The 23,826-nt window shown below is 41.8% G+C and carries 42 protein-coding genes; 40 read left to right on the top strand and 2 right to left on the bottom strand.

All coding sequences use genetic code 11. From position 1 onward, the window contains the following. Positions 1 to 9 precede the first annotated feature (9 nt). From rplD to ACIFPW_RS18820, 38 genes are all read left to right on the top strand, one after another. A complete protein-coding gene (gene rplD, locus ACIFPW_RS19005; RefSeq protein WP_430246598.1) occupies positions 10 to 633 on the top strand; it encodes a 50S ribosomal protein L4 in 624 nt (207 codons plus the stop codon). Then, positions 633 to 917: a 50S ribosomal protein L23 gene (rplW, locus tag ACIFPW_RS19000; RefSeq protein ID WP_194220294.1), complete on the top strand. Its 285-nt coding sequence runs from the start codon at positions 633 to 635 to the stop codon at positions 915 to 917. Before rplD ends, rplW begins: the two co-directional genes overlap by 1 nt. A gap of 28 nt (positions 918 to 945) precedes the next feature. Next, entirely contained in the window at positions 946 to 1,776 is an 831-nt protein-coding gene (gene rplB, locus ACIFPW_RS18995) for a 50S ribosomal protein L2 (protein ID WP_194220295.1), read from the top strand. Between the two features lie 58 nt (positions 1,777 to 1,834). Then, on the top strand, positions 1,835 to 2,113 hold the full coding sequence (rpsS, locus tag ACIFPW_RS18990; RefSeq protein WP_048313326.1) for a 30S ribosomal protein S19: 279 nt from the start codon (positions 1,835 to 1,837) through the stop codon (positions 2,111 to 2,113). A gap of 20 nt (positions 2,114 to 2,133) precedes the next feature. Further along, positions 2,134 to 2,475 (top strand): 50S ribosomal protein L22, encoded by a 342-nt coding sequence (gene rplV / locus ACIFPW_RS18985; protein ID WP_048313327.1) that lies wholly within the window; start codon positions 2,134 to 2,136, stop codon positions 2,473 to 2,475. A 3-nt stretch (positions 2,476 to 2,478) separates the two neighbouring features. Further along, complete coding sequence (gene rpsC / locus ACIFPW_RS18980) at positions 2,479 to 3,138, top strand: 30S ribosomal protein S3 (RefSeq protein WP_430246596.1); 660 nt, start codon at positions 2,479 to 2,481, stop codon at positions 3,136 to 3,138. Between the two features lie 3 nt (positions 3,139 to 3,141). Continuing rightward, the gene (gene rplP / locus ACIFPW_RS18975; RefSeq protein WP_048313329.1) at positions 3,142 to 3,576 is read left to right on the top strand and encodes a 50S ribosomal protein L16; all 435 of its coding nucleotides are present in this window, start codon (positions 3,142 to 3,144) and stop codon (positions 3,574 to 3,576) included. After that, entirely contained in the window at positions 3,566 to 3,769 is a 204-nt protein-coding gene (gene rpmC, locus ACIFPW_RS18970) for a 50S ribosomal protein L29 (RefSeq protein ID WP_048313330.1), read from the top strand. The genes rplP and rpmC overlap by 11 nt, the downstream gene beginning before the upstream one ends. Before the next feature lie 20 nt (positions 3,770 to 3,789). Beyond that, complete coding sequence (gene rpsQ, locus ACIFPW_RS18965; protein WP_194220296.1) at positions 3,790 to 4,053, top strand: 30S ribosomal protein S17; 264 nt, start codon at positions 3,790 to 3,792, stop codon at positions 4,051 to 4,053. Between the two features lie 45 nt (positions 4,054 to 4,098). Next, on the top strand, positions 4,099 to 4,467 hold the full coding sequence (gene rplN, locus ACIFPW_RS18960; protein WP_098445980.1) for a 50S ribosomal protein L14: 369 nt from the start codon (positions 4,099 to 4,101) through the stop codon (positions 4,465 to 4,467). Between the two features lie 41 nt (positions 4,468 to 4,508). Further along, a complete protein-coding gene (rplX, locus tag ACIFPW_RS18955) occupies positions 4,509 to 4,820 on the top strand; it encodes a 50S ribosomal protein L24 (RefSeq protein WP_404684302.1) in 312 nt (103 codons plus the stop codon). A gap of 25 nt (positions 4,821 to 4,845) precedes the next feature. Continuing rightward, on the top strand, positions 4,846 to 5,385 hold the full coding sequence (rplE, locus tag ACIFPW_RS18950) for a 50S ribosomal protein L5 (RefSeq protein WP_194220298.1): 540 nt from the start codon (positions 4,846 to 4,848) through the stop codon (positions 5,383 to 5,385). Between the two features lie 16 nt (positions 5,386 to 5,401). Continuing rightward, on the top strand, positions 5,402 to 5,587 hold the full coding sequence (gene rpsN, locus ACIFPW_RS18945) for a 30S ribosomal protein S14 (protein ID WP_098445982.1): 186 nt from the start codon (positions 5,402 to 5,404) through the stop codon (positions 5,585 to 5,587). A 29-nt stretch (positions 5,588 to 5,616) separates the two neighbouring features. Further along, positions 5,617 to 6,015 (top strand): 30S ribosomal protein S8, encoded by a 399-nt coding sequence (gene rpsH, locus ACIFPW_RS18940; protein ID WP_048313336.1) that lies wholly within the window; start codon positions 5,617 to 5,619, stop codon positions 6,013 to 6,015. A 27-nt stretch (positions 6,016 to 6,042) separates the two neighbouring features. Next, on the top strand, positions 6,043 to 6,579 hold the full coding sequence (gene rplF / locus ACIFPW_RS18935) for a 50S ribosomal protein L6 (RefSeq protein WP_194220299.1): 537 nt from the start codon (positions 6,043 to 6,045) through the stop codon (positions 6,577 to 6,579). Positions 6,580 to 6,609: 30 nt separating this feature from the next. Then, on the top strand, positions 6,610 to 6,972 hold the full coding sequence (gene rplR, locus ACIFPW_RS18930) for a 50S ribosomal protein L18 (protein WP_430246595.1): 363 nt from the start codon (positions 6,610 to 6,612) through the stop codon (positions 6,970 to 6,972). Positions 6,973 to 6,990: 18 nt separating this feature from the next. Then, the gene (gene rpsE / locus ACIFPW_RS18925; protein WP_098445986.1) at positions 6,991 to 7,491 is read left to right on the top strand and encodes a 30S ribosomal protein S5; all 501 of its coding nucleotides are present in this window, start codon (positions 6,991 to 6,993) and stop codon (positions 7,489 to 7,491) included. Between the two features lie 14 nt (positions 7,492 to 7,505). Then, complete coding sequence (gene rpmD / locus ACIFPW_RS18920; RefSeq protein ID WP_194220301.1) at positions 7,506 to 7,694, top strand: 50S ribosomal protein L30; 189 nt, start codon at positions 7,506 to 7,508, stop codon at positions 7,692 to 7,694. A gap of 29 nt (positions 7,695 to 7,723) precedes the next feature. Beyond that, complete coding sequence (rplO, locus tag ACIFPW_RS18915; protein ID WP_098445988.1) at positions 7,724 to 8,164, top strand: 50S ribosomal protein L15; 441 nt, start codon at positions 7,724 to 7,726, stop codon at positions 8,162 to 8,164. Beyond that, a complete protein-coding gene (gene secY / locus ACIFPW_RS18910) occupies positions 8,164 to 9,459 on the top strand; it encodes a preprotein translocase subunit SecY (protein ID WP_194220302.1) in 1,296 nt (431 codons plus the stop codon). Before rplO ends, secY begins: the two co-directional genes overlap by 1 nt. 66 nt (positions 9,460 to 9,525) lie before the next feature. Beyond that, positions 9,526 to 10,176, top strand: a complete 651-nt coding sequence (locus tag ACIFPW_RS18905; RefSeq protein WP_430246594.1) for an adenylate kinase — start codon at positions 9,526 to 9,528, stop codon at positions 10,174 to 10,176. Beyond that, positions 10,176 to 10,922 carry a type I methionyl aminopeptidase gene (gene map, locus ACIFPW_RS18900; protein ID WP_194220304.1) on the top strand — a complete coding sequence of 249 codons (747 nt, stop codon included), beginning with the start codon at positions 10,176 to 10,178 and terminating at the stop codon, positions 10,920 to 10,922. The genes ACIFPW_RS18905 and map overlap by 1 nt, the downstream gene beginning before the upstream one ends. A gap of 16 nt (positions 10,923 to 10,938) precedes the next feature. After that, the gene (locus tag ACIFPW_RS18895; RefSeq protein ID WP_430246593.1) at positions 10,939 to 11,259 is read left to right on the top strand and encodes a KOW domain-containing RNA-binding protein; all 321 of its coding nucleotides are present in this window, start codon (positions 10,939 to 10,941) and stop codon (positions 11,257 to 11,259) included. Next, on the top strand, positions 11,252 to 11,470 hold the full coding sequence (gene infA / locus ACIFPW_RS18890; protein WP_098445993.1) for a translation initiation factor IF-1: 219 nt from the start codon (positions 11,252 to 11,254) through the stop codon (positions 11,468 to 11,470). The genes ACIFPW_RS18895 and infA overlap by 8 nt, the downstream gene beginning before the upstream one ends. 35 nt (positions 11,471 to 11,505) lie before the next feature. Then, positions 11,506 to 11,619: a 50S ribosomal protein L36 gene (gene rpmJ, locus ACIFPW_RS18885; RefSeq protein WP_003720928.1), complete on the top strand. Its 114-nt coding sequence runs from the start codon at positions 11,506 to 11,508 to the stop codon at positions 11,617 to 11,619. A 21-nt stretch (positions 11,620 to 11,640) separates the two neighbouring features. After that, positions 11,641 to 12,006 (top strand): 30S ribosomal protein S13, encoded by a 366-nt coding sequence (gene rpsM / locus ACIFPW_RS18880; RefSeq protein ID WP_048313347.1) that lies wholly within the window; start codon positions 11,641 to 11,643, stop codon positions 12,004 to 12,006. 16 nt (positions 12,007 to 12,022) lie between these two features. After that, on the top strand, positions 12,023 to 12,418 hold the full coding sequence (gene rpsK / locus ACIFPW_RS18875; RefSeq protein ID WP_048313348.1) for a 30S ribosomal protein S11: 396 nt from the start codon (positions 12,023 to 12,025) through the stop codon (positions 12,416 to 12,418). A gap of 244 nt (positions 12,419 to 12,662) precedes the next feature. Further along, positions 12,663 to 13,607: a DNA-directed RNA polymerase subunit alpha gene (locus ACIFPW_RS18870; RefSeq protein WP_194220306.1), complete on the top strand. Its 945-nt coding sequence runs from the start codon at positions 12,663 to 12,665 to the stop codon at positions 13,605 to 13,607. 47 nt (positions 13,608 to 13,654) lie between these two features. Next, positions 13,655 to 14,017 carry a 50S ribosomal protein L17 gene (gene rplQ / locus ACIFPW_RS18865; RefSeq protein WP_098445995.1) on the top strand — a complete coding sequence of 121 codons (363 nt, stop codon included), beginning with the start codon at positions 13,655 to 13,657 and terminating at the stop codon, positions 14,015 to 14,017. A 227-nt stretch (positions 14,018 to 14,244) separates the two neighbouring features. Continuing rightward, entirely contained in the window at positions 14,245 to 15,084 is an 840-nt protein-coding gene (locus tag ACIFPW_RS18860) for an energy-coupling factor ABC transporter ATP-binding protein (protein WP_430246591.1), read from the top strand. Further along, complete coding sequence (locus ACIFPW_RS18855) at positions 15,060 to 15,929, top strand: energy-coupling factor ABC transporter ATP-binding protein (protein ID WP_430246590.1); 870 nt, start codon at positions 15,060 to 15,062, stop codon at positions 15,927 to 15,929. Before ACIFPW_RS18860 ends, ACIFPW_RS18855 begins: the two co-directional genes overlap by 25 nt. Beyond that, positions 15,926 to 16,723 (top strand): energy-coupling factor transporter transmembrane component T family protein, encoded by a 798-nt coding sequence (locus tag ACIFPW_RS18850; protein ID WP_194220309.1) that lies wholly within the window; start codon positions 15,926 to 15,928, stop codon positions 16,721 to 16,723. The genes ACIFPW_RS18855 and ACIFPW_RS18850 overlap by 4 nt, the downstream gene beginning before the upstream one ends. Positions 16,724 to 16,734: 11 nt before the next feature. Beyond that, complete coding sequence (gene truA, locus ACIFPW_RS18845) at positions 16,735 to 17,475, top strand: tRNA pseudouridine(38-40) synthase TruA (protein ID WP_430246589.1); 741 nt, start codon at positions 16,735 to 16,737, stop codon at positions 17,473 to 17,475. Between the two features lie 170 nt (positions 17,476 to 17,645). Then, the gene (gene rplM / locus ACIFPW_RS18840) at positions 17,646 to 18,083 is read left to right on the top strand and encodes a 50S ribosomal protein L13 (protein ID WP_048313355.1); all 438 of its coding nucleotides are present in this window, start codon (positions 17,646 to 17,648) and stop codon (positions 18,081 to 18,083) included. A gap of 19 nt (positions 18,084 to 18,102) precedes the next feature. Then, complete coding sequence (rpsI, locus tag ACIFPW_RS18835; protein ID WP_048313356.1) at positions 18,103 to 18,495, top strand: 30S ribosomal protein S9; 393 nt, start codon at positions 18,103 to 18,105, stop codon at positions 18,493 to 18,495. A gap of 184 nt (positions 18,496 to 18,679) precedes the next feature. After that, positions 18,680 to 19,126 (top strand): DUF2521 family protein, encoded by a 447-nt coding sequence (locus tag ACIFPW_RS18830; protein ID WP_430246587.1) that lies wholly within the window; start codon positions 18,680 to 18,682, stop codon positions 19,124 to 19,126. A gap of 82 nt (positions 19,127 to 19,208) precedes the next feature. Then, positions 19,209 to 19,922, top strand: a complete 714-nt coding sequence (cwlD, locus tag ACIFPW_RS18825; RefSeq protein ID WP_194220312.1) for an N-acetylmuramoyl-L-alanine amidase CwlD — start codon at positions 19,209 to 19,211, stop codon at positions 19,920 to 19,922. Between the two features lie 133 nt (positions 19,923 to 20,055). Next, on the top strand, positions 20,056 to 21,090 hold the full coding sequence (locus ACIFPW_RS18820; RefSeq protein ID WP_194220313.1) for an Mrp/NBP35 family ATP-binding protein: 1,035 nt from the start codon (positions 20,056 to 20,058) through the stop codon (positions 21,088 to 21,090). A 42-nt stretch (positions 21,091 to 21,132) separates the two neighbouring features. Here the strand turns inward: ACIFPW_RS18820 and gerD are convergent, their stop codons facing one another. Next, positions 21,133 to 21,768 carry a spore germination lipoprotein GerD gene (gene gerD / locus ACIFPW_RS18815; RefSeq protein ID WP_430246585.1) on the bottom strand — a complete coding sequence of 212 codons (636 nt, stop codon included), beginning with the start codon at positions 21,766 to 21,768 and terminating at the stop codon, positions 21,133 to 21,135. Between the two features lie 149 nt (positions 21,769 to 21,917). Between gerD and ACIFPW_RS18810 the strand changes: the two genes are divergently transcribed. Next, entirely contained in the window at positions 21,918 to 22,520 is a 603-nt protein-coding gene (locus tag ACIFPW_RS18810; protein ID WP_430246584.1) for a KinB-signaling pathway activation protein, read from the top strand. 34 nt (positions 22,521 to 22,554) lie between these two features. On the opposite strand, the gene pdaB is transcribed toward ACIFPW_RS18810, so the two are convergent. Further along, positions 22,555 to 23,313: a polysaccharide deacetylase family sporulation protein PdaB gene (gene pdaB, locus ACIFPW_RS18805; RefSeq protein WP_194220316.1), complete on the bottom strand. Its 759-nt coding sequence runs from the start codon at positions 23,311 to 23,313 to the stop codon at positions 22,555 to 22,557. Positions 23,314 to 23,432: 119 nt separating this feature from the next. Between pdaB and ACIFPW_RS18800 the strand changes: the two genes are divergently transcribed. Then, positions 23,433 to 23,657 (top strand): hypothetical protein, encoded by a 225-nt coding sequence (locus ACIFPW_RS18800; protein WP_194220317.1) that lies wholly within the window; start codon positions 23,433 to 23,435, stop codon positions 23,655 to 23,657. Positions 23,658 to 23,826: the final 169 nt, after the last annotated feature.

Below are 23,826 nucleotides of genomic sequence, written 5' to 3'. Positions count from 1 at the left end.
GATATCCAAGTGCCTAAAGTAACAATGTTCAACCAAACCGGAGCACAGGTCGGCGACATCGAACTCGCTGAAGCAATCTTCGGCATCGAACCAAACGAAAGTGTTATGTATGATGCGGTTATCATGCAACAAGCATCTATGCGTCAAGGTAATCATGACGTAAAAAATCGTTCAGAAGTACGCGGTGGTGGAGCTAAACCATGGCGCCAAAAAGGAACAGGTCGTGCTCGTCGGGGCTCAATCCGTTCACCACAATGGGTTGGCGGTGGAGTAGTATTTGGTCCGACACCAAGAAGCTATTCTTACAAGCTACCTAAAAAAGTTCGCCGTTTGGCAATCCGTTCTGCTTTGTCTTCTAAAGTACAAACAGAGGATATGGTCATCGTGGACAGCATTTCTTTTGATGCTCCAAAAACAAAAGAAATGAAATCAGTACTATCAAGCTTATCTGCAGAAAACAAGGCGCTTATCGTTACAGGAGACTATAACGAAGCAGTTGCATTATCTGCACGCAATATTCCTGGTGTTACTGTTGTAACTTCAGCTGGACTTAACATCCTTGATGTCCTTAAAGCTGACAAACTAGTTATGACAAAAGACGCTGTGGAACAAGTAGAGGAGGTGCTAGCGTAATGAACGCTCGTGATATCATCAAGCGCCCCGTTATTACAGAAGCTACTACAGATGTAATGGCAGACAAAAAGTATACTTTCGAAGTTGATACTCGTGCTAACAAAACTCAAATCAAGAGTGCTCTAGAAGAAATCTTCGGAGTTAAAGTTGCAGGAGTTAACACTCAGAACTATATGGGTAAAAAGAAACGTGTTGGCCGCCACAGCGGATTTACACCACGTCGCAAAAAAGCTATCGTGACGCTTACACCAGAAAGCAAAGAATTGGACTTCTTTGAAGGCTAAAAATTAATAGTGAAGGAGGGAAATAAGAATGGCGATTAAAAAGTATAAACCGACCACAAACGGTCGTCGTGGTATGTCAGTATCTGATTTTGCTGAAATCACAACAGACCAGCCGGAAAAATCGTTGCTTGCACCGATTCATAGAAAAGGCGGTCGTAACAACCAAGGTCGCTTGACAGTTCGTCACCAAGGTGGCGGTCACAAGCGTAAATACCGTGTTATCGACTTTAAACGAGACAAAGATGGAATACCAGGACGCGTTGCTACGATCGAGTACGATCCAAACCGCTCTGCTAACATCGCTCTTATCAACTATGCTGATGGAGAGAAGCGTTACATTCTTGCTCCAAAAGGAATTAAAGTAGGAACTGAAATCATGTCTGGCGCTGAAGCTGACATTAAAGTAGGAAACGCTCTTCCACTAATCAACATCCCAGTTGGTACTACTATTCACAACATCGAACTTAAACCAGGCCGCGGCGGACAGCTTGTTCGTTCTGCTGGCGCAGAAGCTCAGCTTCTTGGTAAAGAAGGCAGATACGTACTAGTGCGTCTTCGTTCTGGAGAAACTCGTATGATTCTATCTACTTGCCGCGCTACTATCGGTCAGGTTGGTAACCTTGAGCACGAGCTTATCAATATTGGTAAAGCTGGTCGTTCTCGCTGGTTGGGCATTCGTCCTACAGTTCGTGGTTCTGTAATGAACCCAGTTGATCACCCACACGGTGGTGGTGAAGGTCGTGCGCCGATCGGACGTAAATCACCAATGTCACCATGGGGCAAACCAACCCTTGGATTTAAGACACGTAAGAAAAACAAAGACTCTGACAAGTACATTGTACGACGTCGTAAAAAATAACGAGATTTTCCTACGGTTCCATGGAGCCGTAGCATAATCTCAAAAGGGAGGTTCACAAATGGGTCGTAGTTTGAAAAAAGGACCTTTTGTCGACGATCATTTAATGAAAAAGGTCGAAGACTTAAATGAAAAGAGCGACAAAAAAGTTATCAAAACTTGGTCTCGTCGTTCAACAGTATTCCCAGAATTTATTGGACACACTTTTGCAGTATATGATGGACGCAAGCATGTACCGGTTTATGTTACTGAAGACATGGTCGGCCACAAACTTGGTGAATTTGCTCCAACTCGCACATATCGCGGGCACGCTGCAGATGACAAAAAAACTAGACGTTAATTTGAGGGGAGGTACAACGAATGCAAGCTAAAGCTGTTGCAAAACACGTGCGTATTGCTCCTCGTAAAGCACGCTTAGTCGTAGATCTCATTCGAGGAAAGCAAGTCGGTGAAGCTATTGCGATTTTGCGCAACACAAACAAAGCTGCTTCTCCAGTAGTTGAGAAAGTGCTTAACTCTGCGATCGCTAATGCAGAGCATAATCTTGAGCTAGAACCGAACAATCTTACGGTTTCTCAAGTGTTTGTGGACGAAGGAGTAACAATGAAACGTTTCCGCCCACGCGCTATGGGTAGAGCTAGCCGCATTAACAAGCGTACTAGCCATATCACAGTCGTGGTATCAGAAAAGAAGGAGGGATAACGAGTGGGTCAGAAAATTAATCCGGTAGGACTTCGAATTGGTGTCATTCGTGATTGGGAGTCTAAATGGTACGCAGACAAAGATTACGCTAACCTTTTACACGAAGATATTAAAATTCGTGAATATATTGAAAAACGTTTGAAAGATGCATCTGTTTCAGCTGTTGAAATCGAACGTGCAGCAAACCGAGTGAATGTTACAGTGAAAACTGCTAAACCTGGTATGGTAATCGGTAAAGGTGGTTCTGAAGTTGAGTCTCTTCGTAAGTCTCTCGCGGAACTAACAGGTAAGAAAGTTCACGTTAACATTTTCGAAATCAAACAAGCTGACATCGACGCAACTCTAGTTGCTGATAACGTCGCTCGTCAACTTGAAAACCGCGTTTCATTCCGTCGCGCTATGAAGCAAACAATTCAGCGTGCAATGAGATCCGGAGCAAAAGGTATTAAAACGCAAGTATCTGGCCGTCTAAACGGTGCTGATATTGCTCGTTCTGAATCATACAGTGAAGGTACTGTACCTCTTCACACACTTCGTGCTGACATCGATTATGGTACTGCAGAAGCAGATACTACTTACGGTAAGCTTGGTGTGAAGATTTGGATCTATCGTGGTGAAGTCCTTCCAACGAAAGGAACGCAAAAAGAGGAAGGGGGAAAATAAATCATGTTGTTACCTAAACGTGTTAAATACCGCAGAGAACATCGCGGAAAAATGCGCGGACGTGCTAAAGGTGGCACTGAAGTAGCATTTGGTGAATATGGTCTACAAGCTCTTGAAGCTAGCTGGATCACTAACCGTCAAATCGAAGCAGCTCGTATCGCTATGACTCGTTACATGAAACGTGGCGGTAAAGTTTGGATTAAAATTTTCCCATCAAAGCCTTACACTGCTAAACCACTTGAAGTACGAATGGGTTCCGGTAAAGGTGCTCCTGAAGGTTGGGTAGCTGTAGTAAAGCCAGGGAAAATCTGTTTTGAAATTGCAGGCGTATCTGAAGAAGTAGCGCGCGAAGCACTTCGTCTTGCTTCTCACAAATTGCCTATTAAAACTAAGTTCGTAAAACGCGAAGAAGTGGGTGGTGACACAAATGAAAGCTGAGGAAATTCGTAACTTGACCACTGCCGAAATCGAGCAGAAAGCGAAATCTTTTAAAGAAGAACTTTTCAATCTTCGCTTTCAACTTGCTACAGGTCAACTGGAAAACCCAGCCCGCATTCGTGAAGTCCGTAAATCAATCGCTCGCGCAAACACTGTTTTGCGTGAAAGAGAGTTAGGAATCACAAACGGTTAATATGAGGGGAGGTTTGCAAAATGAGCGAACGCAATAATCGCAAAGTATACACTGGGCGTGTAGTCTCTGACAAAATGGATAAGACAATTACTGTTATGGTTGAGACATACAAAATGCACCCGTTATACGGTAAACGCGTTAAGTATTCTAAGAAGTTTAAAGCACATGATGAAAACAACACTGCAAAAATCAACGACGTGGTAACTATCATGGAAACTCGTCCAGTTTCTAAAGATAAGCGTTTCCGTCTTATGGAAGTAGTTGTAGAAGCAGTTATTATCTAAATGAACTCGGATCATTGAATAATGTCCGAAGGGAGGTCTTTCTAGATGATTCAACAGGAATCTCGTTTGAAATCAGCAGACAACTCTGGTGCACGCGAATTGCTATGTATCAAAGTTCTTGGTGGCTCCGGTCGCAAAACTGCTAATATCGGTGACGTAATTGTTTGTTCGGTGAAACAGGCAACACCTGGAGGCGTTGTTAAGAAGGGTGAAGTCGTAAGAGCTGTTATTGTACGCAGTAAATCTGGCGTTCGTCGTCAAGATGGTTCATATATCAAATTTGACGAAAACGCAGCGGTTGTTATCCGTGATGACAAAGGACCGCGCGGAACACGTATTTTCGGACCAGTTGCTCGCGAACTACGCGACAACCAGTTCATGAAAATCGTTTCTCTTGCTCCAGAAGTTCTTTAATCATTTGAAAATAGATGCCTTGTAAGGAGGTGCGCGACCTTATGCACGTAAAAAAGGGAGATAAAGTAAAAGTTATTTCTGGTAAGGATAAAGGTAAACAAGGTGTGATCCTTGAAGCTTACCCGAAAAAAGATAGAGTTATCGTTGAAGGTGTCAACCTTGTTAAGAAACATTCGAAACCATCCCAGGCTAATCCTCAAGGTGGAATCATCGAACAGGAAGCTGCGGTTCATGTTTCTAACGTAATGGCGCTTGATCCGAAGTCTGGTGAACCTACTCGCGTTGGATACAAAGTAGACAACGGGAAGAAAGTTCGTATCTCAAAAAAATCCGGTGAAGTACTCGATAAGTAGTTCGTAGCGAAAGGAGGTCAATCCGATGAATCGTTTCCAAGAAAAGTATCAAAATGAAACTAAACCTGCATTGATGGAGAAATTTAACTATTCCTCTGTTATGGAAGTTCCAAAACTTGAGAAAATCGTAATCAACATGGGTGTTGGTGATGCTGTACAGAACCCGAAAGCTCTTGATACAGCTGTTGAAGAACTTGAGTTAATCTCAGGTCAAAAACCACTTATCACTCGTGCTAAGAAGTCTATCGCTGGCTTTAAGCTTCGTGAAGACATGCCGATTGGTGCAAAAGTTACATTGCGCGGAACTCGTATGTTTGAATTCCTAGATAAACTTATTTCTGTATCACTACCACGTGTACGTGACTTCAGAGGTATTTCTAAGAAAGCATTCGATGGTCGTGGTAACTACACACTTGGTATTAAAGAGCAGTTGATTTTCCCTGAAATTGATTACGATAAAGTAAATAAAGTACGCGGAATGGACATCGTTATCGTAACAACAGCTAATACGGACGAAGAGAGCCGTGAAATGTTGACTAACCTAGGTATGCCATTTCAAAAGTAAGTAAGGAGGGAAAATTGTGGCGAAAAAATCAATGATCGCGAAACAACAGCGTCAAGCTAAGTTTAAAGTTCAAGAATACACTCGTTGTGAACGTTGCGGACGTCCTCACTCTGTTATTCGTAAATTTAAACTTTGCCGTATTTGTTTCCGGGAACTTGCACACAAAGGTCAAATCCCAGGCGTTAAAAAGGCTAGCTGGTAAACCCGAAATAGGGAAGGAGGTAATTACTAATGGTCATGACTGATCCAATCGCAGATATGCTTACAAGAATTCGTAATGCGAACACTGTTCGTCACGAAAAACTTGAGTTTCCTGCATCTAATTCGAAAAGAAGCATCGCTGAAATCCTCAAACGTGAAGGTTTTGTGCGTGATGTTGAAATGATCGAAGACAGCAAACAAGGAATCATCCGTATCTTCTTAAAATACGGTTCAAATAACGAACGAGTTATCACTGGATTAAAGCGAATCAGTAAACCTGGTCTTCGCGTATACGCTAAAGCAGACGAAGTACCACGTGTACTTGGCGGTCTAGGAATCGCTCTTGTTTCTACTTCTAAAGGAATTATGACGGACAAAGAAGCTCGTCAACAGCAAGTAGGCGGAGAAGTTCTAGCGTACGTTTGGTAATTCTTAAAGCAGAATGGAGGTGTAATTATGTCACGTGTCGGACTTAAACCGATTGAAATCCCAAGTGGTGTAACAATTGATATCAAAGAAGACGTTGTAACGGTTAAAGGACCTAAAGGGGAACTTTCTCGTTCATTCAGCTCTGATATCAAAGTAAACATTGAAGAGAACGTGCTAACAGTAGCTCGTCCTTCAGATCATAAAGAGCACCGTGCACTTCACGGTACAACTCGCAGCCTGATCGCTAACATGGTTGAAGGTGTGACTAAAGGCTTTGAAAAAGGTCTTGAAATCATCGGGGTTGGTTACCGTGCTAGTAAATCCGGTCAGAAACTAATCCTTAACGTAGGGTACTCTCACCCAGTTGAGATGGTACCTGAAGAAGGTATTGACATTGAAGTTCCTTCAAACACAAAAGTTGTTGTTAAAGGAATCGATAAAGAACGCGTTGGAGCTGTTGCAGCAAACATCCGCGCTGTCCGTACTCCAGAACCTTATAAAGGCAAAGGAATTCGTTACGAAGGCGAATATGTACGTCGTAAAGAAGGTAAAACAGGTAAATAGGTAAAAACCTAGCGGAAAGGAGTGACTTTAATGATCACTAAGGCCGATAAAAACAAAGCGCGTCAAAAAAGACACGCTCGTGTTCGTCGCACAGTTACCGGTACTACTGAACGTCCGCGTCTAAACGTATTCCGTTCTAACAAGAACATCTATGCTCAGCTTATCGATGACACTAAAGGTGTTACAATCGTTGGAGCTTCAAGTATGGAAGAAGGAATTGACGTTAAACACGGCGGTAACACAGAAGCAGCTGTGAAGGTCGGAGAAACAATTGCAAAGCGTGCTGTAGAAGCAGGTTATTCTGTAGTGGTTTTCGACCGCGGAGGATACCTCTATCACGGACGTGTGAAAGCTCTTGCAGACGCAGCGCGTGAAGCAGGACTGAAATTTTAATAAAAAGGAGGTTAACTCATGCCTAGCATTGATGCTAACAAACTAGAACTTGAAGAACGCGTAGTTACCGTTAACCGCGTAGCGAAGGTTGTAAAAGGTGGACGTCGTTTCCGCTTTGCAGCAATCGTAGTTGTCGGAGATAAAAACGGTCACGTTGGATTCGGAACTGGTAAAGCACAGGAAGTTCCTGAAGCTATTCGCAAAGCTATTGAAGATGCGAAAAAGAACTTAATTACTGTTCCAGTCGTTGGAACAACAATTCCTCACCAAATCACAGGCCACTTCGGAGCTGGTAACGTATTATTGAAGCCTGCTTCTGAAGGTACAGGAGTTATCGCTGGCGGACCTGTTCGTGCGGTACTTGAACTCGCTGGTGTAGGTGACATTCTATCGAAGTCTCTTGGATCTAACAATCCGATTAACATGGTGCGTGCAACTCTTAATGGCCTTGAAAACCTTAAGCGTGCTGAAGACGTTGCGAAGCTTCGTGGAAAATCTGTAGAAGAGCTACTAGGTTAAGGGAGGGAAATTAGATGGCTAAGCAATTAGAAATCACCCTCACACGTAGTGTGATTGGTCGCCCTCAAGACCAACGCGTGACGGTAAAAACACTTGGACTTAAAAAGATGCATCACACGGTTGTTCATAGCGACAATCCTGCGATTCGCGGTATGATCAACAAGGTATCTCACCTTGTAACTGTTAACGAAATTGATGCGTAAAAAATCTATACATTGAGGAGGTGCCCACAATGAAACTACACGAACTAAAACCATCTGAAGGTTCTCGTAAAGAACGCAACAGACTTGGTCGCGGTATTGCTACTGGTAACGGTAAGACATCTGGCCGTGGTCAAAAGGGTCAAAAAGCTCGTTCTGGCGGCGGTGTACGCGTCGGTTTCGAAGGAGGACAGCTTCCAATCTTTAAACGTCTACCGAAACGTGGATTTACAAACATGAACCGTAAAGAGTTCGCGATTGTTAATCTTGATTCGTTGAACCGTTTTGAAGATGGAACTGAAGTCTCTCCAGAGCTTCTTTTAGAATCTGGCGTAGTTAGCAAAGAAAAAGCTGGAATTAAGATTCTGGGTAATGGTAAGCTTGAGAAAAAGCTTACCGTGAAAGCCCACAAGTTCTCTGCTTCTGCAAAAGAGGCGATTGAAGCGGCAGGCGGAAATACTGAGGTGATCTAATGTTCCAAGCAATCTCCAACATTATGCGCGTAGGTGATATTAGAAATAAAGTTATTTTCACCCTACTCATGCTTGTCGTGTTCCGTATCGGAACATTCATACCGGTTCCTGGTGTGAACAGAGATGTACTTCAATTTCAAGATCAAATGAGTCTCTTCGGAGTTCTCAACACCTTTGGCGGTGGAGCGTTGCAAAACTTCTCCATCTTTGCCATGGGAATTATGCCTTACATCACTGCTTCTATCATTGTGCAGCTTTTACAAATGGACGTCGTTCCTAAGTTTACCGAATGGTCTAAACAGGGCGAAGCCGGACGTAAAAAGCTAACACAAGTTACTCGTTATGGAACGATCGCACTTGGACTTGTCCAAGGTGTTGGACTTTCCATCGGGTTTAACAATATTGTTGGAGGTCAGTTGATTAGTAATCCCGGTGTACTAACGTATCTTAATATTTCTCTTGTTTTAACAGCCGGAACGGCTTTTTTGATGTGGTTAGGCGAACAAATCACTGCAAAAGGCGTTGGAAACGGAATTTCAATCATCATCTTTGCTGGGATTGTAGCTGCAATTCCTCCAGGGCTTAATCAGCTTTATGCTCAGATGTTTGAGGGTTCTCAGGATGAGTTGTTCATTAACATCGTTACACTTGTTATTATTGCACTAGCTGCACTTGCAATTGTTGTCGCTGTTATCTTTGTTCAACAAGGTCTTCGTAAAATTCCAATTCAATATGCAAAAAGAACTGTTAACCGCAGACAAGTTGGTGGTCAATCCACACACTTACCGATTAAAGTTAATGCAGCAGGTGTTATTCCAGTTATTTTTGCGATATCACTGATCATTACTCCACCAACGATCGCCAGGTTGTTCGGAGATAATTCGGTAACGGAATGGATCGTAAGGGTGTTTGACTATACACAGCCTATTGGTATGGTCGTGTATGCGTTACTCATCATTGGATTTACGTATTTTTATACGTTCGTCCAGGTAAATCCGGAGAAAATGGCTGAGAATCTGAAAAAACAGGGTGGATACATTCCTGGTATTCGTCCGGGTAATGCTACTGAAACGTACATTACACGAATTCTCTACCGTTTAACGTTTGTAGGAGCACTTTTCCTTGCTGTTATATCGATTATTCCGGTATTTTTCACAACCGTAGCAGGACTGCCGCAGACGCTGCAAATCGGCGGAACAAGCTTGCTGATCGTTGTTGGGGTAGCGCTTGATACGATGAAGCAAATTGAAAGTCAATTAATTAAACGTCATTATAAAGGCTTTATTAAATCTTGAGGATAAACCGGGAAGAGCTTTCTTCCCCTCCTTCATCCTCGATTGGGTGACGTGCGGAGGGATTAGATGAATCTAGTATTAATGGGGCTTCCGGGTGTCGGAAAAGGAACCCAGGCAGAAAAGATTGTCGAAAAGTATGGTATCCCTCATATCTCTACTGGAGATATGTTCCGAGCAGCGATCAAAGAAGGAACGCCTCTTGGTCTAAAAGCAAAAGAGTACATGGATTCTGGAAACCTCGTACCTGATGAAGTAACTATCGGTATAGTACGGGAGCGTTTAGGAAAAGATGATTGCGAAAAAGGATTTCTCCTCGATGGTTTTCCAAGAACCGTCGCACAGGCTGATGCGCTTGAAACGATCTTAGCCGATCTTGGTAAAAAACTTGACTACGTGGTAAACATTGCAGTCGAGGAAGATCAACTCATGCAGCGTTTGACTGGACGTCGCGTTTGCCGAAATTGTGGAGCAACCTATCACGTAATCTTTAATCCACCTAAAGAAGATGGAATTTGTGATAAGTGCGGTGGAGAACTTTATCAACGTGATGATGATAAGGAAGAAACTGTGCGAACTCGCCTCGAAGTCAACAAGCAGCAACAGCAGCCATTGTTGACCTTTTATGAAGGCAAGGGCTATCTTAAAACGATTGATGGCAACAGAGACATCAATGAGGTGTTTGAAGATGTCGACCAACTCCTAAAAGGGTTGTCGTAATGATTATTTGCAAGACTCCTCGTGAACTTGATATCATGCGAGAAGCAGGCAAAATTGTCGCGTTAACACATCAAGAACTACAGAAGCACATCAAGCCTGGAGTTACGACAAAAGAGCTGGATACGATTGCCGATCGGTTTATTCGTCAGCTTGGTGCAATTCCTTCCTTTAAGGGTTACAATGGATTTACTGGAAGTATATGCGCTTCAGTCAATGAAGAGCTTGTACATGGTATTCCAGGAGATCGCGTGTTGGCGGAGGGAGATATAATTAGCATTGATATTGGTGCTAAGTATAATGGTTATCATGGCGATTCAGCCTGGACCTATCCTGTTGGCACTATCTCAGAAGAAGACGAACGGTTGTTAAAAGTTACCGAGGAATCGTTATATAAAGGGTTGAATGAGACGAAGGCCGGTAGGAGGCTTTCTGATATTTCTCATGCGATCCAAGCATATGCCGAAGCTGAGGGTTTTTCGATTGTACGAGAATATGTTGGTCATGGTGTAGGTCAGGACCTTCATGAAGATCCTCAAATTCCCCATTACGGTCCTCCAGGAAAAGGACCGAGGCTTAAGCAGGGGATGGTCCTTGCAGTAGAGCCAATGGTGAATCTGGGCTCTCGCTACGTTCGAACACTTTCGGATAATTGGACTGTAGTAACAACTGACGGTAAGAACTGTGCTCATTTCGAGCATACGATTGCCGTTACAGAAGAAGGATATGAAATACTAACAAAAGCCTAAGTGAAGGTGATGGTTCGTGAAAGAGTCGGATACCGTTCCCGAGATCGGTCAGATCGTTTGGAATAGACGGGGAAGAGACGCTGATCAATATAGCGTGATTGTAGGGATTGTTGATGAACGTTATGTTTTCTTAGCCGATGGTGACAAACGAAAGTTTGATCGTCCTAAGCGGAAGAACCTCGCACACCTTGAGCTGGTAGAGTATATATCTCCTGAGGTAAAGCGAAGTCTTGAAGAAACGGGCCGTGTCACAAATGGCAAGCTACGTTTCGCGATCTCAAAGTATATGAATGAACACGTCATTGATTTAAAGGAGGGAGAGCAAGTAGATGGCTAAAGAAGAAGTAATTGAAATGGAAGGCACGGTTATCGAACCTCTACCGAATGCAATGTTTCGAGTAGAACTCGAAAACGGTCATAAGATTCTTGCTCACGTATCCGGAAAGATACGTATGCATTACATCCGTATTCTACCAGGTGACAAAGTAACTGTTGAGCTTTCTCCATATGACTTATCACGTGGTCGTATCACGTATCGATATAAATAAGAAATTAATCTCCGAATATAAGGAGGGTTAAAATAATGAAAGTAAGACCGTCAGTAAAACCAATGTGTGAAAAATGTAAAGTTATTCGCCGTAAAGGGAAAGTCATGGTTATCTGTGAAAATCCAAAGCATAAGCAAAAACAAGGCTAATATATAAGGAGGTGCAACGTAATGGCACGTATTGCTGGTATTGATGTTCCACGCGAAAAGCGCATCGTAATCGCGTTAACTTACGTTTATGGAATCGGTAAAACAACTGCGAAACAAGTTCTAGTTGACGCTGGTGTTTCTGAAGACACTCGTGTACGCGACTTAACTGAAGAAGAGCTCGGAAAAATCCGTGAAGTAGTAGACAAAATTAAGGTTGAGGGTGATCTTCGTCGTGAAATCTCACTTAACATTAAACGTCTAATTGAAATCGGTTCTTATCGTGGTATCCGCCACCGTCGTGGTCTTCCTGTGCGAGGTCAACATACGAAGAACAACTCTCGTACTCGTAAAGGCCCTCGCCGTACAGTAGCTAACAAGAAGAAGTAAGGGAGGTAATTAACAAATGGCTAAACAACGTAAAGCAAATACACGTAAAAAGCGCGTGAAAAAGAATGTTGAGAGTGGAGTAGCTCATATCCGTTCCACTTTTAACAACACAATCATTACGATTACTGATACTCACGGAAATGCGATTTCTTGGGCAACTTCCGGAAACATGGGCTTCAAAGGTTCTCGTAAGTCTACTCCATTCGCTGCTCAAATGGCTGCTGAAACTGCAGGTAAAACTGCACAGGAGCACGGCATGAAAACTGTAGAAGTTTCTGTTAAAGGCCCTGGTGCTGGTCGTGAAGCTGCAATTCGTGCACTTCAAGCTGTAGGTCTAGAGGTTACTGCGATCCGTGACGTAACTCCAGTACCTCATAACGGCTGCCGTCCGCCAAAACGTCGTAGAGTCTAAGGTAGTAGAGAGTTCAAAAACGTAGATGTTCCCTTCGGGAGAATGCCTGGTTTTGAACAATCTCTTATGGAAAGATTCAATCTATCGGTATACAATTGATGAACATGTCAATAATGATAATGTATAAATTGTTGACGGTTGACGAATCATAATTAGGTTGTTGGTATTTGAACCACCTAAGGGGATTATTCGGTTAGACAGCATGTCTAACCGAAGTTCGACGTTTTGAAGGAGGGTTTGTTGGATGATCGAAATCGAAAAGCCAAAAATTGAAGCGGTAGCTATCAACGAGGATGCAAAATACGGTAAGTTTGTTGTAGAACCATTAGAGCGTGGTTATGGAACTACCCTGGGTAACTCCCTTCGTCGTATCCTGTTATCTTCACTTCCTGGTGCTGCTGTCACATCCGTACAAATTGAAGGAGTACTCCATGAGTTCTCTACAATTGAAGGCGTACATGAAGATGTAACAACTATCATTCTCAATCTTAAGAAGTTAGCTATGAAAGTTTACTCTGAAGAAGAGAAGACATTGGTTGTTGATGTACAAGGACCAGGAACGGTAACAGCAGGAGATATTACTCATGACAGCGACGTGGAGATCTTAAACCCTGACCTTCATATTGCTACCCTTTCTGCTAGTGCGCGTTTCCAGATGCGAGTTACTGCAATTCGTGGAAGAGGCTATGTACAAGCGGAAGGAAACAAAAATGATGAACAGCCAATCGGTGTAATTCCGGTTGACTCGATCTTCACACCTGTTTCTCGTGTTAACTACCAGGTTGAAAACACTCGCGTTGGCCAGGTAACAAATTATGACAAACTAACCCTTGATGTTTGGACAGATGGAAGCATTCGTCCTGAAGAAGCTGTTTCGTTAGGTGCAAAGATTTTAAATGAACATTTAAACATTTTTGTTGGTTTAACGGACCAGGCTCAAAATGCTGAAATCATGGTCGAAAAAGAAGAGGATCAAAAAGAGAAAGTGCTTGAGATGACTATCGAAGAGCTTGATCTCTCAGTTCGTTCATACAATTGCCTGAAGCGTGCTGGCATTAATACAGTTCAAGAATTGACTCAGAAGTCTGAAGAAGACATGATGAAAGTTCGTAATCTTGGACGTAAGTCACTTGAAGAAGTACAAGAGAAGCTTGAAGAGCTTGGGCTTGGACTTCGTAACGAAGAATAGATATTTAAAGTTGTTGATTTTATAAACAACAAAGGAGGGAATACTTCATGGCATACCAAAAGTTAGGTCGTACTAGTGATACGCGTAAAGCGCTATTCCGTGACCTTGTTACAGATTTGATCATCAATGAACGTATTGAAACGACAGAATCAAAGGCGAAAGAACTTCGTTCTTTCATCGACAAAATGATTACGCTTGGTAAACGCGGAGATCTACACGCACGTCGTCAAGCAGCTTCTTTCATCCGTAACGAAGTAGCGGATCAAGAAAGCGGTCAAGATGCAGTTCAAAAACTATTCAGCGATATCGCTCCTCGTTATGCAGAGCGTCAAGGCGGTTACTCTCGTATCCGTAAACTTGGACCACGCCGCGGTGACGGTGCTGAAATGGTTATCATCGAGCTAGTATAAGACGCACTTGATTAAAAGGGCGGGACAGGATCTCGACATTGGATACTGATTCTATGCCCTTTTTTCGTGCGTTTTTTTATAGGATAAGTACAGTTAATATCACGCATTAAAAAGCTTATTATACTGATAGGAAAAAGCGGCGGTTCCATCTGCCCGCCTTTTTTTCGCACCAGTATATTGCCTGAAGCGATCACCGCTTGAAATTAGCAGAGGCAGGAGGAACGAGTATGGAAGAACTAATCACCGTTCAAAATGTATCCTTTCGGTATCAGGAAGAGCAACCCCATGTATTGCATGATGTTTCATTATCTGTTCATAAGGGTGAATGGCTAGCGATCGTAGGACATAATGGTTCTGGGAAGTCGACACTTGCAAAGCTTCTAAATGGGCTGCAACTTCCTGAAAAAGGCGACGTTACCGTAGAAGGATATAACAGTAGAGATGAGGAAAGTATTTGGGAAATTAGAAGAAGAGTGGGGATCGTATTTCAAAACCCAGACAATCAGTTTGTAGGTACGTCTGTGCGTGATGATGTAGCTTTTGGTCTTGAAAATAACGGAATGGCACGCGAAAAAATGTTGGAGCGCATCCATGAGAGTGTGAATAAGGTGCGGATGGCAGATTACCTTAATCAAGAGCCACACCGTCTCTCAGGTGGTCAAAAGCAACGTGTAGCGATTGCTGGGATTATTGCCTTAAGACCATCCATTGTCATCCTAGATGAAGCCACTTCTATGCTAGATCCAGCTGGTCGTAAAGAAGTGCTTCAAACGATGCGTGAGCTTAAAGACGAAGAAGGCATGACGGTGATCTCTATCACCCATGATCTCGAAGAAGCTGCACAAGCTGATCGATTGATCGTCATGAATGCAGGAGAGGTCATTGATGAAGGTCTTCCGGTTGATGTGTTTAAGAAAGGTGACATGCTTGAGCAAATTGGTTTAGATTTGCCGTTTCCACTTCAGGTGCAGCGAGCACTCAGTGAGAAAGGCTATGATTTCTCAAAGCTTACTTTATCTCAAGAGGAACTGGTGAATGAGCTATGGACATTACAATCAAAGATTTAGAGCATTCTTATGGTAGAGGGACCCCTTTCGAAAGAAAAGCGCTCTCTGAAATATCGTTATCTATCCCAGCACGTACTTTCCAAACGATTATTGGGCATACAGGCTCAGGCAAATCAACGCTGATCCAGCATTTAAATGGGTTACTTAAACCTACAAAAGGAAGCATTCAGATTGGCGACTTTTTGATTCGAGCTGGCGAGAAAGAAAAACGCTTAAAAGCCCTAAGAGAGCATGTAGGGATCGTTTTTCAATATCCAGAACATCAGTTGTTTGAAGAGACTATAGAGAAAGATATTATCTTTGGTCCTCGTAATTTTGGAGTATCAGAAGAAGAAGCGAAACAGCGTGCAGCGAGGTTAATTGAACAAGTGGGACTTGATCAATCATACCTTAGCCGTTCACCGTTTGATTTGAGTGGTGGCCAAATGCGCAGAGTAGCTATTGCAGGAGTACTAGCGATGAAACCATCTATTCTAATTCTGGATGAACCTACTGCTGGACTAGATCCTAAAGGACGAAAGGAGATTATGAGTCTCTTCTATCGTTTACATCAGGAGGAGGGTCTCACTACGATTCTAGTGACCCATAGCATGGAAGATGCAGCGCAGTATTCCGATGAGATTGCCATAATGGAAAAGGGCGGTGTGGCACTTCAGGGTAAACCTGAGGAAATTTTCGCTAATTCCGATGCGTTAAAGAAACTAAGTCTCGATGTACCAGAAACTGTTAAGTTCATTCATCGGCTAGAAGAACGCTTTAATCTCAGTCTGCCAAAAAGTGTATTTACTCTTGACTCGGCAGTTGATGCAGCCCTGTCTATTTTGCAGAAAGGAGATGATTCTTGATGCAAAATATTATTATTGGTCAATACGTACCAGGTCAATCCTTTATTCATAAACTTGATCCAAGAGCGAAGTTGCTAACGGCGTTTCTATTTGTTATTATCGTTTTCTTGGCTAACAATTGGATTACCTACGCATTACTTGGTGGTTTTACACTTCTAGCGATCCTGGTATCCAAATTACCATTACGCTATATCTATAATGGTTTAAAACCAATTTTACTTGTTATCATTTTAACGTTTCTTCTTCATGTGTTTTTAACGAAAGAGGGACCGCTGCTGTTTGATTTTGGTTTTCTTGAAGTTTATGAAGGTGGCTTGAAGCAAGGTGTATTTATTTCACTCCGGCTATTGTTTTTAATCATGATTACTTCCTTGTTAACTCTGACGACAACGCCTATTGATATTACAGTAGGTATTGAAACGTTACTTGGGCCTATGAAAAAAATTGGTCTTCCTGTTCATGAGTTTGCTCTCATGATGTCTATTGCTCTTCGGTTTATTCCGACGCTTCTAGAAGAAACTGAGAAGATTATGAAAGCACAATCTGCACGAGGTGCGCAATTTTCTAGTGGACCAATTAAAGAACGATTGAAGAGCATTGTTCCTCTGCTAGTACCTCTCTTTGTAAGTGCATTTAAGCGTGCTGAAGATCTTGCTATGGCAATGGAAGCTAGAGGATATCGTGGGGGAGAAGGAAGAACCAGCATCCGATTACTGAAGTGGTCTGGAAAAGATACTGCCTTATTTCTTATCCTCCTCCTTCTATGTGTTAGTTTGCTGCTTCTAAGAAGTTAGGGGAGAATGTGATGCAACGAATAAAAATGACCCTCTCTTATGACGGGACGGCTTTTAATGGTTATCAAATTCAGCCAAATGGCCGCACAGTTCAAGAGGAAGTGCAGTGTGCCCTGAAGCAGATGCATAAGGGCGCATCTATTGGTATTACCGGATCAGGAAGAACGGATGCTCGGGTGCATGCTCACGGGCAGATTATTCATTTTGACACCCCGCTTTCGATTCCTTCTGATAATTGGACACGGGCATTAAACGCTCAGCTCCCACAGGATGTGAGGGTTTTACACACTGAAACCGCTCCAAGCGATTTCCATGCGAGGTATGATGTCGTTCGCAAAACCTATCAATATCGAGTGCATAATGGTGCAGCTTCAGATGTTTTTAGAAGAAACTATGCCGTACATGATCCTCATCCGCTCAATGTTAAAGAGATGAGGCGTGCAGCCGCTCACCTCATTGGGGAGCATGACTTTACATCCTTTTGTGCTAGTAAGACTGATGTGAAGAATAAAGTGAGGACCATCTACCGAATAGAAATTGAGCGAATTCAGGATGAACTCGTTTTTACCTTTGAAGGAAGCGGCTTCCTATACAATATGGTTCGCATTTTAATGGGGACATTCCTTGAGATAGGGAGAGGGCGGCGCTCAGCGAATGAAATGGTGACCATTTTAGAAGCAAAAGATCGAAACACTGCGGGAAAGACGGCACCACCACATGGGCTTTATTTATTGGAAGTCTCGTATAGGTGAAAAAGGAAAGAAAGTTCCCAAACACTTGACATTTTCGCCCCAGTATTATAAGATATTCTTTGGTATTTCTACATCCACTTGCCCCGGATTTAGAAATCTGACTGACAACTGACAATGAAAATTCTGTGCTAGTTTTAAAATAAATTGGATTGATTTTAGGAGGGAAACTCATGCGTACAACATTTATGGCTAAAGGCCACGAAGTAGAACGTAAATGGTATATCGTTGACGCTGAAGGTCAAACACTTGGCCGTCTAGCAAGTGAAGTAGCAGCGATCCTGCGCGGTAAAAACAAAGTAACTTTCACACCTCACGTTGACACTGGTGATCATGTGATCATCCTTAACGCTGAGAAAATTGAACTAACTGGTAACAAACTTAACGACAAGATGTACTACCGTCATAGTGGACACCCAGGTGGTTTGAAATCAAGAAATGCTCTTGAAATGCGTACTAACCGTTCTGAGCAAATGCTTGAACTTGCAATCAAAGGTATGCTTCCAAAGAACAGCCTTGGTCGCCAAATGATTAAAAAGCTTCATGTATTCGCTGGTAGCGAGCACAATCACCAGGCACAACAGCCTGAAAAATACGAACTAAGAGGATAATTAAAAGGAGGGAATTAACTTGGCACAAGTACAATACAACGGCACTGGCCGACGTAAAAACTCTGTAGCACGCGTACGTTTACTTCCTGGTAACGGACGTATGGTTATTAACAACCGTGAAATCGATGACTATTTCGATCTTGAAACACTTAAGCTTATCTCTAAGCAACCACTAGTAGAAACTGGTACTGAAGGCACTTACGATATTTTCGTAAATGTTAACGGTGGTGGATTCACTGGACAAGCAGGCGCAATTCGTCACGGTATCGCTCGTGCACTACTACAAGCTGATCCGGAATCACGCGCAACACTTAAGAGTGCTGGCTTCCTAACACGTGATGCTCGTATGAAAGAACGTAAAAAATACGGTCTTAAAGCAGCACGTCGCGCACCTCAGTTCTCAAAACGTTAATATGGTTTTCAAAACCTCTGGCCTATGGCCGGGGGTTTTTTTGTATTTAGAAAAGATTTTCTACTATGGTCTTTTTAACAAAAGACTTGAGAATTATTCATTATGAAGGCTGAATGAATTACCAATTTATTTGCTGTATACTCCCCAACTCTTGAGTGAGACTAAAACAATATGATTCGAGAGGATGGGTGAGACGGACAACGTTATTACTGTATTCAAGGAACGTCAGCGTCATAAACGCCTTGAATTCGAACGACGAGTGTTGATTGAAATTTCATTGAAAGAGTTATCGGATAACATAAGAGAACTGTTTTCTCCATTTTTCTCAGAGGCTATTCTGTATAAAGGTGATGTGGAGAATGTTTGTATGGACATTGCGATTGAAGCGTATTTACTTGGTGCTGAGTATAGCAAGTTTTCTTATTCTGGAGAATCAATGTCGACAGCGCATAAACGGTGCTTCAAATTAGAGAAAGCATTAATTGAAGCGTTGTTTGATTATTGGCTTTTCTGGAAAACGTCAGCGGTTTACGAAGAATCATTACATATTACGTGTGATGTATTTGTTTCGAATTGGTGGAAAGCAGGCTATGAAAAAGGAACGATGAGGCGTCGACTTCGATTACAATAAATTGCTTAAGTTCTATGACTAATTCAGCTACCCGTCCCATATAGATAAGATAGGACAAAATAAGGGGCGGTGTTAGTGGGATATGAAAAAGTGGTATAAGCGATTTGGCGTTGCCACTGGAATCATCGTGCTGTTATTTATTATTAATTACAAATTCGCTATTGATTCTTCTTGGGATGCCTGGCATCTTCCTTTATCAGGACAGGTCATTGTCATTGACCCTGGACATGGAGGGGCTGATGGAGGAGCTGTTGGTGATAACGTAGTTGAAAAAGATATTGCGTTAACGATCTCTCTTAAGTTAAGAGATTATCTCCAAGAAGCGGGAGCACTTGTTATTATGACACGTGAGACGGATACAGATTTAGCAGCAGATGGAACAAAGGGACTTAGCAATCGAAAAGCTGAAGATTTAAGAAAACGAGTTGAGTTGATTAATGAGGGAAGTAACGATCTTTTTGTGAGTATTCATCTAAACGCGATTCCATCTTCTAAATGGAGTGGCGCTCAAACGTTTTATAATCCTGTTAATGATGAGAGTCAGGCCATATCTCGTTTTATTCAGGCTGAAATTAAGCGAAACCTGGAAAACACGAATCGACTGGCTAAAAACATGGATAGTGTATATTTACTAAGAGAGGCTGAAATTCCAGGAGCTCTTGTTGAAGTTGGTTTCCTTTCTAATCCAACTGAGAGGGAGTTACTAAATACTGAAACTTATCAAAATAAAGTCGCAGCCTCTATTTATCAGGGCATTATTCGATATACGACAAATGAGCCAGTACCGGAGGAATAAAGAAAATACTGGCTCGTTTTACGTTCTATACTCTTCCGTTGATTTGGTATATCCTTCAAGCACCGAAGTCAAAACTCTCTGAATGATATGTTATACTAGCAATGTAATCGAATTCAGAGAAGGTGGTGCCTCCATGTTAACGAAAGATCAAGTCGTTGAATTACTACAAAAGGTGCAAGATCCTATTTTACATAAAAGTATCACGATTCGTGATGTGAAAACGAAAGAAGGCTATGTCAGTGTTAAGGTTGCTCTTGCTCAAACTGAATCAGCTGAGCAGATGAAGGTGCAGCAAGAAATCGTCAACACTTTAAAAGGCGAAGGGGCCGAATCTGTTGGATTGCGATTTGAACAGTTAGCGGATGAAGAGCTTCCTGAGGGAACGTCTGCTAATCCTGACCTCCCGTCGTTGCTTTCTCCAGAAAGTAAAACACAGTTTATCGCAGTGGCAAGTGGAAAAGGTGGCGTAGGTAAATCAACTGTTACCGTAAATCTTGCAACGTCACTTGCCCGTCTTGGAAAAAAGGTCGGCATTATCGATGCAGATATTTATGGATTTAGTGTACCGGATATGATGGGGATTGAAACAAGACCAAAAGTGGAAAACGAAAAAATCTATCCCGTTGAGCGGTTTGGCGTTAAAGTAATGTCTATGGCCTTTTTCGTAGAAGATAACGCTCCTGTTATTTGGCGTGGTCCTATGCTTGGGAAAATGCTGAACAACTTCTTTAGTGAAGTAGATTGGGGAGAGTTAGATTACCTGCTTCTAGATTTACCGCCAGGAACGGGAGATGTAGCACTTGATGTTCATACGATGCTTCCGGCTTCAAAAGAGATCATTGTGACCACTCCTCATGCCACAGCAGCTTTTGTAGCTGCGAGAGCGGGTGCTATGGCGCTTAAAACGAAACATGAAGTGCTTGGTGTTGTTGAAAACATGTCTTACTTTGAGAGTAAAGTAACAGGCGAGAAAGAATATGTGTTTGGTCAAGGTGGAGGCGATAAGTTAGCTTCCGAGTTAACAACTGACATTCTTGGTAGACTTCCTCTTGGGCAGCCAGATTTTAATGATGAAGAATTTGCACCTTCTGTTTATCAAGAAGATCATCCGATTGGACAGCAATATCTTCACATTGCACAAGAAATCTTAAAAAGAACAGCAAAATAATAATAAAAGGGCATGCGAGCGCATGTCCTTTTATTATGCAGATTATTTCTGACCAGAATTTGATCCTTCGCCACTATCTGATTCGGTATTGTCTGTGTTTTCTTCTTTCTTATTACCGCTCTCAGATGATTTTAGTTGTTCAGAAGTAATTCCAGTTAACATTTCCTGGATTTTGGCCTGGAATAACGGACTTTCAAATGTTTCGGATATAAGGTCTTTAATTTGCTGTCTCGATTGTTTACTTTCGAGTAGTTGTAAATAATGTTTTTCCATTACGGGATCTTGCAAGAGATCCATCATTTTTTCCTGGTATTCTGGATCATCCATCAGTGATTTAAATAATTTCTCATTTTCACTTTGAATGTTCTTGGCAAAGTTCTCAACGAACGCAGGATCTTTCAGCATTTCTTGCCAGTAATCTTTTCCTTCTTCAGTTGTTAGTACTTTTTGTATGGTTTCTTTCACAAATGGCTGTTCCATAACAAGTTGTTTTTTTATTTCTTCATCTGACATGACTTCTTGAATTGCTTTCTTGCCATCATCTGATTTAAGTAGATCGACAAGCATCTTTTTCGTTTCTTCGTAATTAGCCTGAGATCCTTCAGCAGAACCCGAGGCACATCCGGTTATTAAAAGAATAGTTAATCCAAGAGCAAGCAGTTTGAATCCATGACTCATAAGTCTGTGCTCCTTTCTCGAGGTGTTAACCTTAATATTAGGCGAAACTGTGAATTTATACCCGGTGAATAAAGGAAGGGTGGCAATTTAAAAGTGGCATTGGTACAATTCAACATAGAAGCACCATTAACGTTTACGGGGGTTTGATTTTGAAAACAAGAAATCTTGTTTACTTATTTTTTACAACCCTTCTGATTGGATCAACAGCAGGTATGCTCACAGGGATTGTTTTAGATTGGTCACAGTATTGGACGGATCTGAAAAATGGAGAATTTGTTTCGTTCCTCATTGTGATACTCTGGTTACTGGGAGTATCTAGTATCTTTAGTTTGATTAGTCAGATGGGATTCTTTGCCTATTTAACAATTCATCGTTTTGGTCTTGGTATCTTTAAATCAGTAAAGCTTTGGAATACGATACAAGTCGTACTTATTGCGGTCGCTCTATTCGATCTTGTCTACTTCCGCTATGCTGTTTTTGCTAAAAAAGGAGAGAGTATTCTAAGTTATATCTTGACCGCTCTTTTTATTTTGATTATTGGATTGGTAACAGCATATATTAAGCAAAAAGAAACGAATAAGCAGGCCTTTATTCCAGCTCTTTTCTTTATTGTTGTTGTAACCATTCTTGAGTGGATTCCTGGCCTGCAAAGTAATGATCCAAAATGGCTCTGGCTTATTTTGATTCCGCTATTGGTGAGTAATGTATGGCAATTGCTAACACTTCATCGATTAATTCGAAAAGAAGCTTAATACACAAAAGCAGCTCTCCTAATCGGAGGGCTGCTTATTTTACTTCCTTGGTATTTATTTTTGCATTAGATACGAGTTCACTGACTGTGACAAAAGAATAGCCTTCCTTTTTTAGAAGAGAGATCATTTCTGGAATGGCTTCAACTGTTTGTTTAGCGGAATCAGATGCATGCATAAGAATGATATCTCCCGGATCAGCTTGTGTTGTTACATTCTGAACAATTTTGTCTACTCCTGGGTTTTTCCAGTCTTCTGAATCGAGACTCCAATGAATGACTGTGTAATTAAACTTCTCAGATAGAATAAGAACACGTTTATCAAAGTTTCCATTTGGTGGTCTTAGTAATTCTGGTTGGTCATCTGTTACTTTTTTGATTGCTTCATTAGAACGAATAATGTCCTTTTTTATTTCCTCGTCTTTCATTGACGTATAGTTCTCATATCGATATCCAAGGTTCCCGATTTCGTGTCCATCTTTTGCAATTTGCTCGACAATTTCAGGGTGACGTTCAGCCCAGGCTCCCGAAATGAAGAATGAGGCTTTCACTTTATTTTGTTTTAGCTCTTCAAGAATAGGTAGAGCTTTTGTCTCGCCCCAACTAATATCAAAGGTTAATGCAAGACGTTTATCCTCGCTTTTCACGTGATCAATTGCGAGCGGGACGTTGTTATTTGTAAATACAGCGAGGTCCCCACCTTCAATAAAAAGAATAATTGCAGCAAAGAAAGCGGCTGTAACTATAATCAGTCCTTGCTTTATTCGCATGCCATTCCAAATCCAAAAAAACCTCATCATGCACCCCCTTTGTCCCATTCATATGCGAAAAGTTTCTTAACTATGTACAAACTCTAGAGGAGACACATATTTCTTAAAAGCTTAGGTCATACTGGTTTGAGGAAGGAGAGGTTCAGATGATTGGATTCTTAGTAAACTTTAAAGAGATGAAGGAAATCGAATACTTACTTAAAAGAGAAATGGAAGAGCTACTGTTAGATCTGGATAACAATCGAATCGATGGACTAATTAAAAGAGCGATGGAAGAACGATATCACCTTCTATTAGGTATCTATAAAAGAACGGCTACAGAAGCGGAGATTTCGAAGTATAGGCGGATTTTGAAAAAAAGTACAAATTAATTTAAAATACCCCTTGCCAAATAGTACAACTACCTGTATATTTATATAGGTCGCCGCAACAATGCGGTTGACGCCAAAAAGAATTTCAAAAAAGTTATTGACGCTGACGGAGTTAATATGGTATATTAATAAAGTCGCTGAAAACGACATTGAAAGAAACGAATTGATC

It is taken from the genome of Pseudalkalibacillus sp. NRS-1564, assembly GCF_050467905.1.
Taxonomy (GTDB): domain Bacteria; phylum Bacillota; class Bacilli; order Bacillales; family Guptibacillaceae; genus Guptibacillus; species Guptibacillus hwajinpoensis_B.
The sequence above is the reverse complement of the archived record's forward strand: the minus strand, read 5'-3'. Positions and strand labels throughout refer to the sequence as shown.

Coding starts and splice junctions, on each gene's coding strand:
- rplW (WP_194220294.1), top strand. CDS start 633: ATGAACGCTCGTGATATCATCAAGCGCCCCGTTATTACAGAAGCTACT.
- rplB (WP_194220295.1), top strand. CDS start 946: ATGGCGATTAAAAAGTATAAACCGACCACAAACGGTCGTCGTGGTATG.
- rpsS (WP_048313326.1), top strand. CDS start 1,835: ATGGGTCGTAGTTTGAAAAAAGGACCTTTTGTCGACGATCATTTAATG.
- rplV (WP_048313327.1), top strand. CDS start 2,134: ATGCAAGCTAAAGCTGTTGCAAAACACGTGCGTATTGCTCCTCGTAAA.
- rplP (WP_048313329.1), top strand. CDS start 3,142: ATGTTGTTACCTAAACGTGTTAAATACCGCAGAGAACATCGCGGAAAA.
- rpmC (WP_048313330.1), top strand. CDS start 3,566: ATGAAAGCTGAGGAAATTCGTAACTTGACCACTGCCGAAATCGAGCAG.
- rpsQ (WP_194220296.1), top strand. CDS start 3,790: ATGAGCGAACGCAATAATCGCAAAGTATACACTGGGCGTGTAGTCTCT.
- rplN (WP_098445980.1), top strand. CDS start 4,099: ATGATTCAACAGGAATCTCGTTTGAAATCAGCAGACAACTCTGGTGCA.
- rplX (WP_404684302.1), top strand. CDS start 4,509: ATGCACGTAAAAAAGGGAGATAAAGTAAAAGTTATTTCTGGTAAGGAT.
- rplE (WP_194220298.1), top strand. CDS start 4,846: ATGAATCGTTTCCAAGAAAAGTATCAAAATGAAACTAAACCTGCATTG.
- rpsH (WP_048313336.1), top strand. CDS start 5,617: ATGGTCATGACTGATCCAATCGCAGATATGCTTACAAGAATTCGTAAT.
- rplF (WP_194220299.1), top strand. CDS start 6,043: ATGTCACGTGTCGGACTTAAACCGATTGAAATCCCAAGTGGTGTAACA.
- rplR (WP_430246595.1), top strand. CDS start 6,610: ATGATCACTAAGGCCGATAAAAACAAAGCGCGTCAAAAAAGACACGCT.
- rpsE (WP_098445986.1), top strand. CDS start 6,991: ATGCCTAGCATTGATGCTAACAAACTAGAACTTGAAGAACGCGTAGTT.
- rpmD (WP_194220301.1), top strand. CDS start 7,506: ATGGCTAAGCAATTAGAAATCACCCTCACACGTAGTGTGATTGGTCGC.
- rplO (WP_098445988.1), top strand. CDS start 7,724: ATGAAACTACACGAACTAAAACCATCTGAAGGTTCTCGTAAAGAACGC.
- secY (WP_194220302.1), top strand. CDS start 8,164: ATGTTCCAAGCAATCTCCAACATTATGCGCGTAGGTGATATTAGAAAT.
- ACIFPW_RS18905 (WP_430246594.1), top strand. CDS start 9,526: ATGAATCTAGTATTAATGGGGCTTCCGGGTGTCGGAAAAGGAACCCAG.
- map (WP_194220304.1), top strand. CDS start 10,176: ATGATTATTTGCAAGACTCCTCGTGAACTTGATATCATGCGAGAAGCA.
- infA (WP_098445993.1), top strand. CDS start 11,252: ATGGCTAAAGAAGAAGTAATTGAAATGGAAGGCACGGTTATCGAACCT.
- rpmJ (WP_003720928.1), top strand. CDS start 11,506: ATGAAAGTAAGACCGTCAGTAAAACCAATGTGTGAAAAATGTAAAGTT.
- rpsM (WP_048313347.1), top strand. CDS start 11,641: ATGGCACGTATTGCTGGTATTGATGTTCCACGCGAAAAGCGCATCGTA.
- rpsK (WP_048313348.1), top strand. CDS start 12,023: ATGGCTAAACAACGTAAAGCAAATACACGTAAAAAGCGCGTGAAAAAG.
- ACIFPW_RS18870 (WP_194220306.1), top strand. CDS start 12,663: ATGATCGAAATCGAAAAGCCAAAAATTGAAGCGGTAGCTATCAACGAG.
- rplQ (WP_098445995.1), top strand. CDS start 13,655: ATGGCATACCAAAAGTTAGGTCGTACTAGTGATACGCGTAAAGCGCTA.
- ACIFPW_RS18860 (WP_430246591.1), top strand. CDS start 14,245: ATGGAAGAACTAATCACCGTTCAAAATGTATCCTTTCGGTATCAGGAA.
- ACIFPW_RS18855 (WP_430246590.1), top strand. CDS start 15,060: ATGGACATTACAATCAAAGATTTAGAGCATTCTTATGGTAGAGGGACC.
- truA (WP_430246589.1), top strand. CDS start 16,735: ATGCAACGAATAAAAATGACCCTCTCTTATGACGGGACGGCTTTTAAT.
- rplM (WP_048313355.1), top strand. CDS start 17,646: ATGCGTACAACATTTATGGCTAAAGGCCACGAAGTAGAACGTAAATGG.
- ACIFPW_RS18830 (WP_430246587.1), top strand. CDS start 18,680: ATGGGTGAGACGGACAACGTTATTACTGTATTCAAGGAACGTCAGCGT.
- cwlD (WP_194220312.1), top strand. CDS start 19,209: ATGAAAAAGTGGTATAAGCGATTTGGCGTTGCCACTGGAATCATCGTG.
- ACIFPW_RS18820 (WP_194220313.1), top strand. CDS start 20,056: ATGTTAACGAAAGATCAAGTCGTTGAATTACTACAAAAGGTGCAAGAT.
- gerD (WP_430246585.1), bottom strand. CDS start 21,768: ATGAGTCATGGATTCAAACTGCTTGCTCTTGGATTAACTATTCTTTTA.
- pdaB (WP_194220316.1), bottom strand. CDS start 23,313: ATGAGGTTTTTTTGGATTTGGAATGGCATGCGAATAAAGCAAGGACTG.
- ACIFPW_RS18800 (WP_194220317.1), top strand. CDS start 23,433: ATGATTGGATTCTTAGTAAACTTTAAAGAGATGAAGGAAATCGAATAC.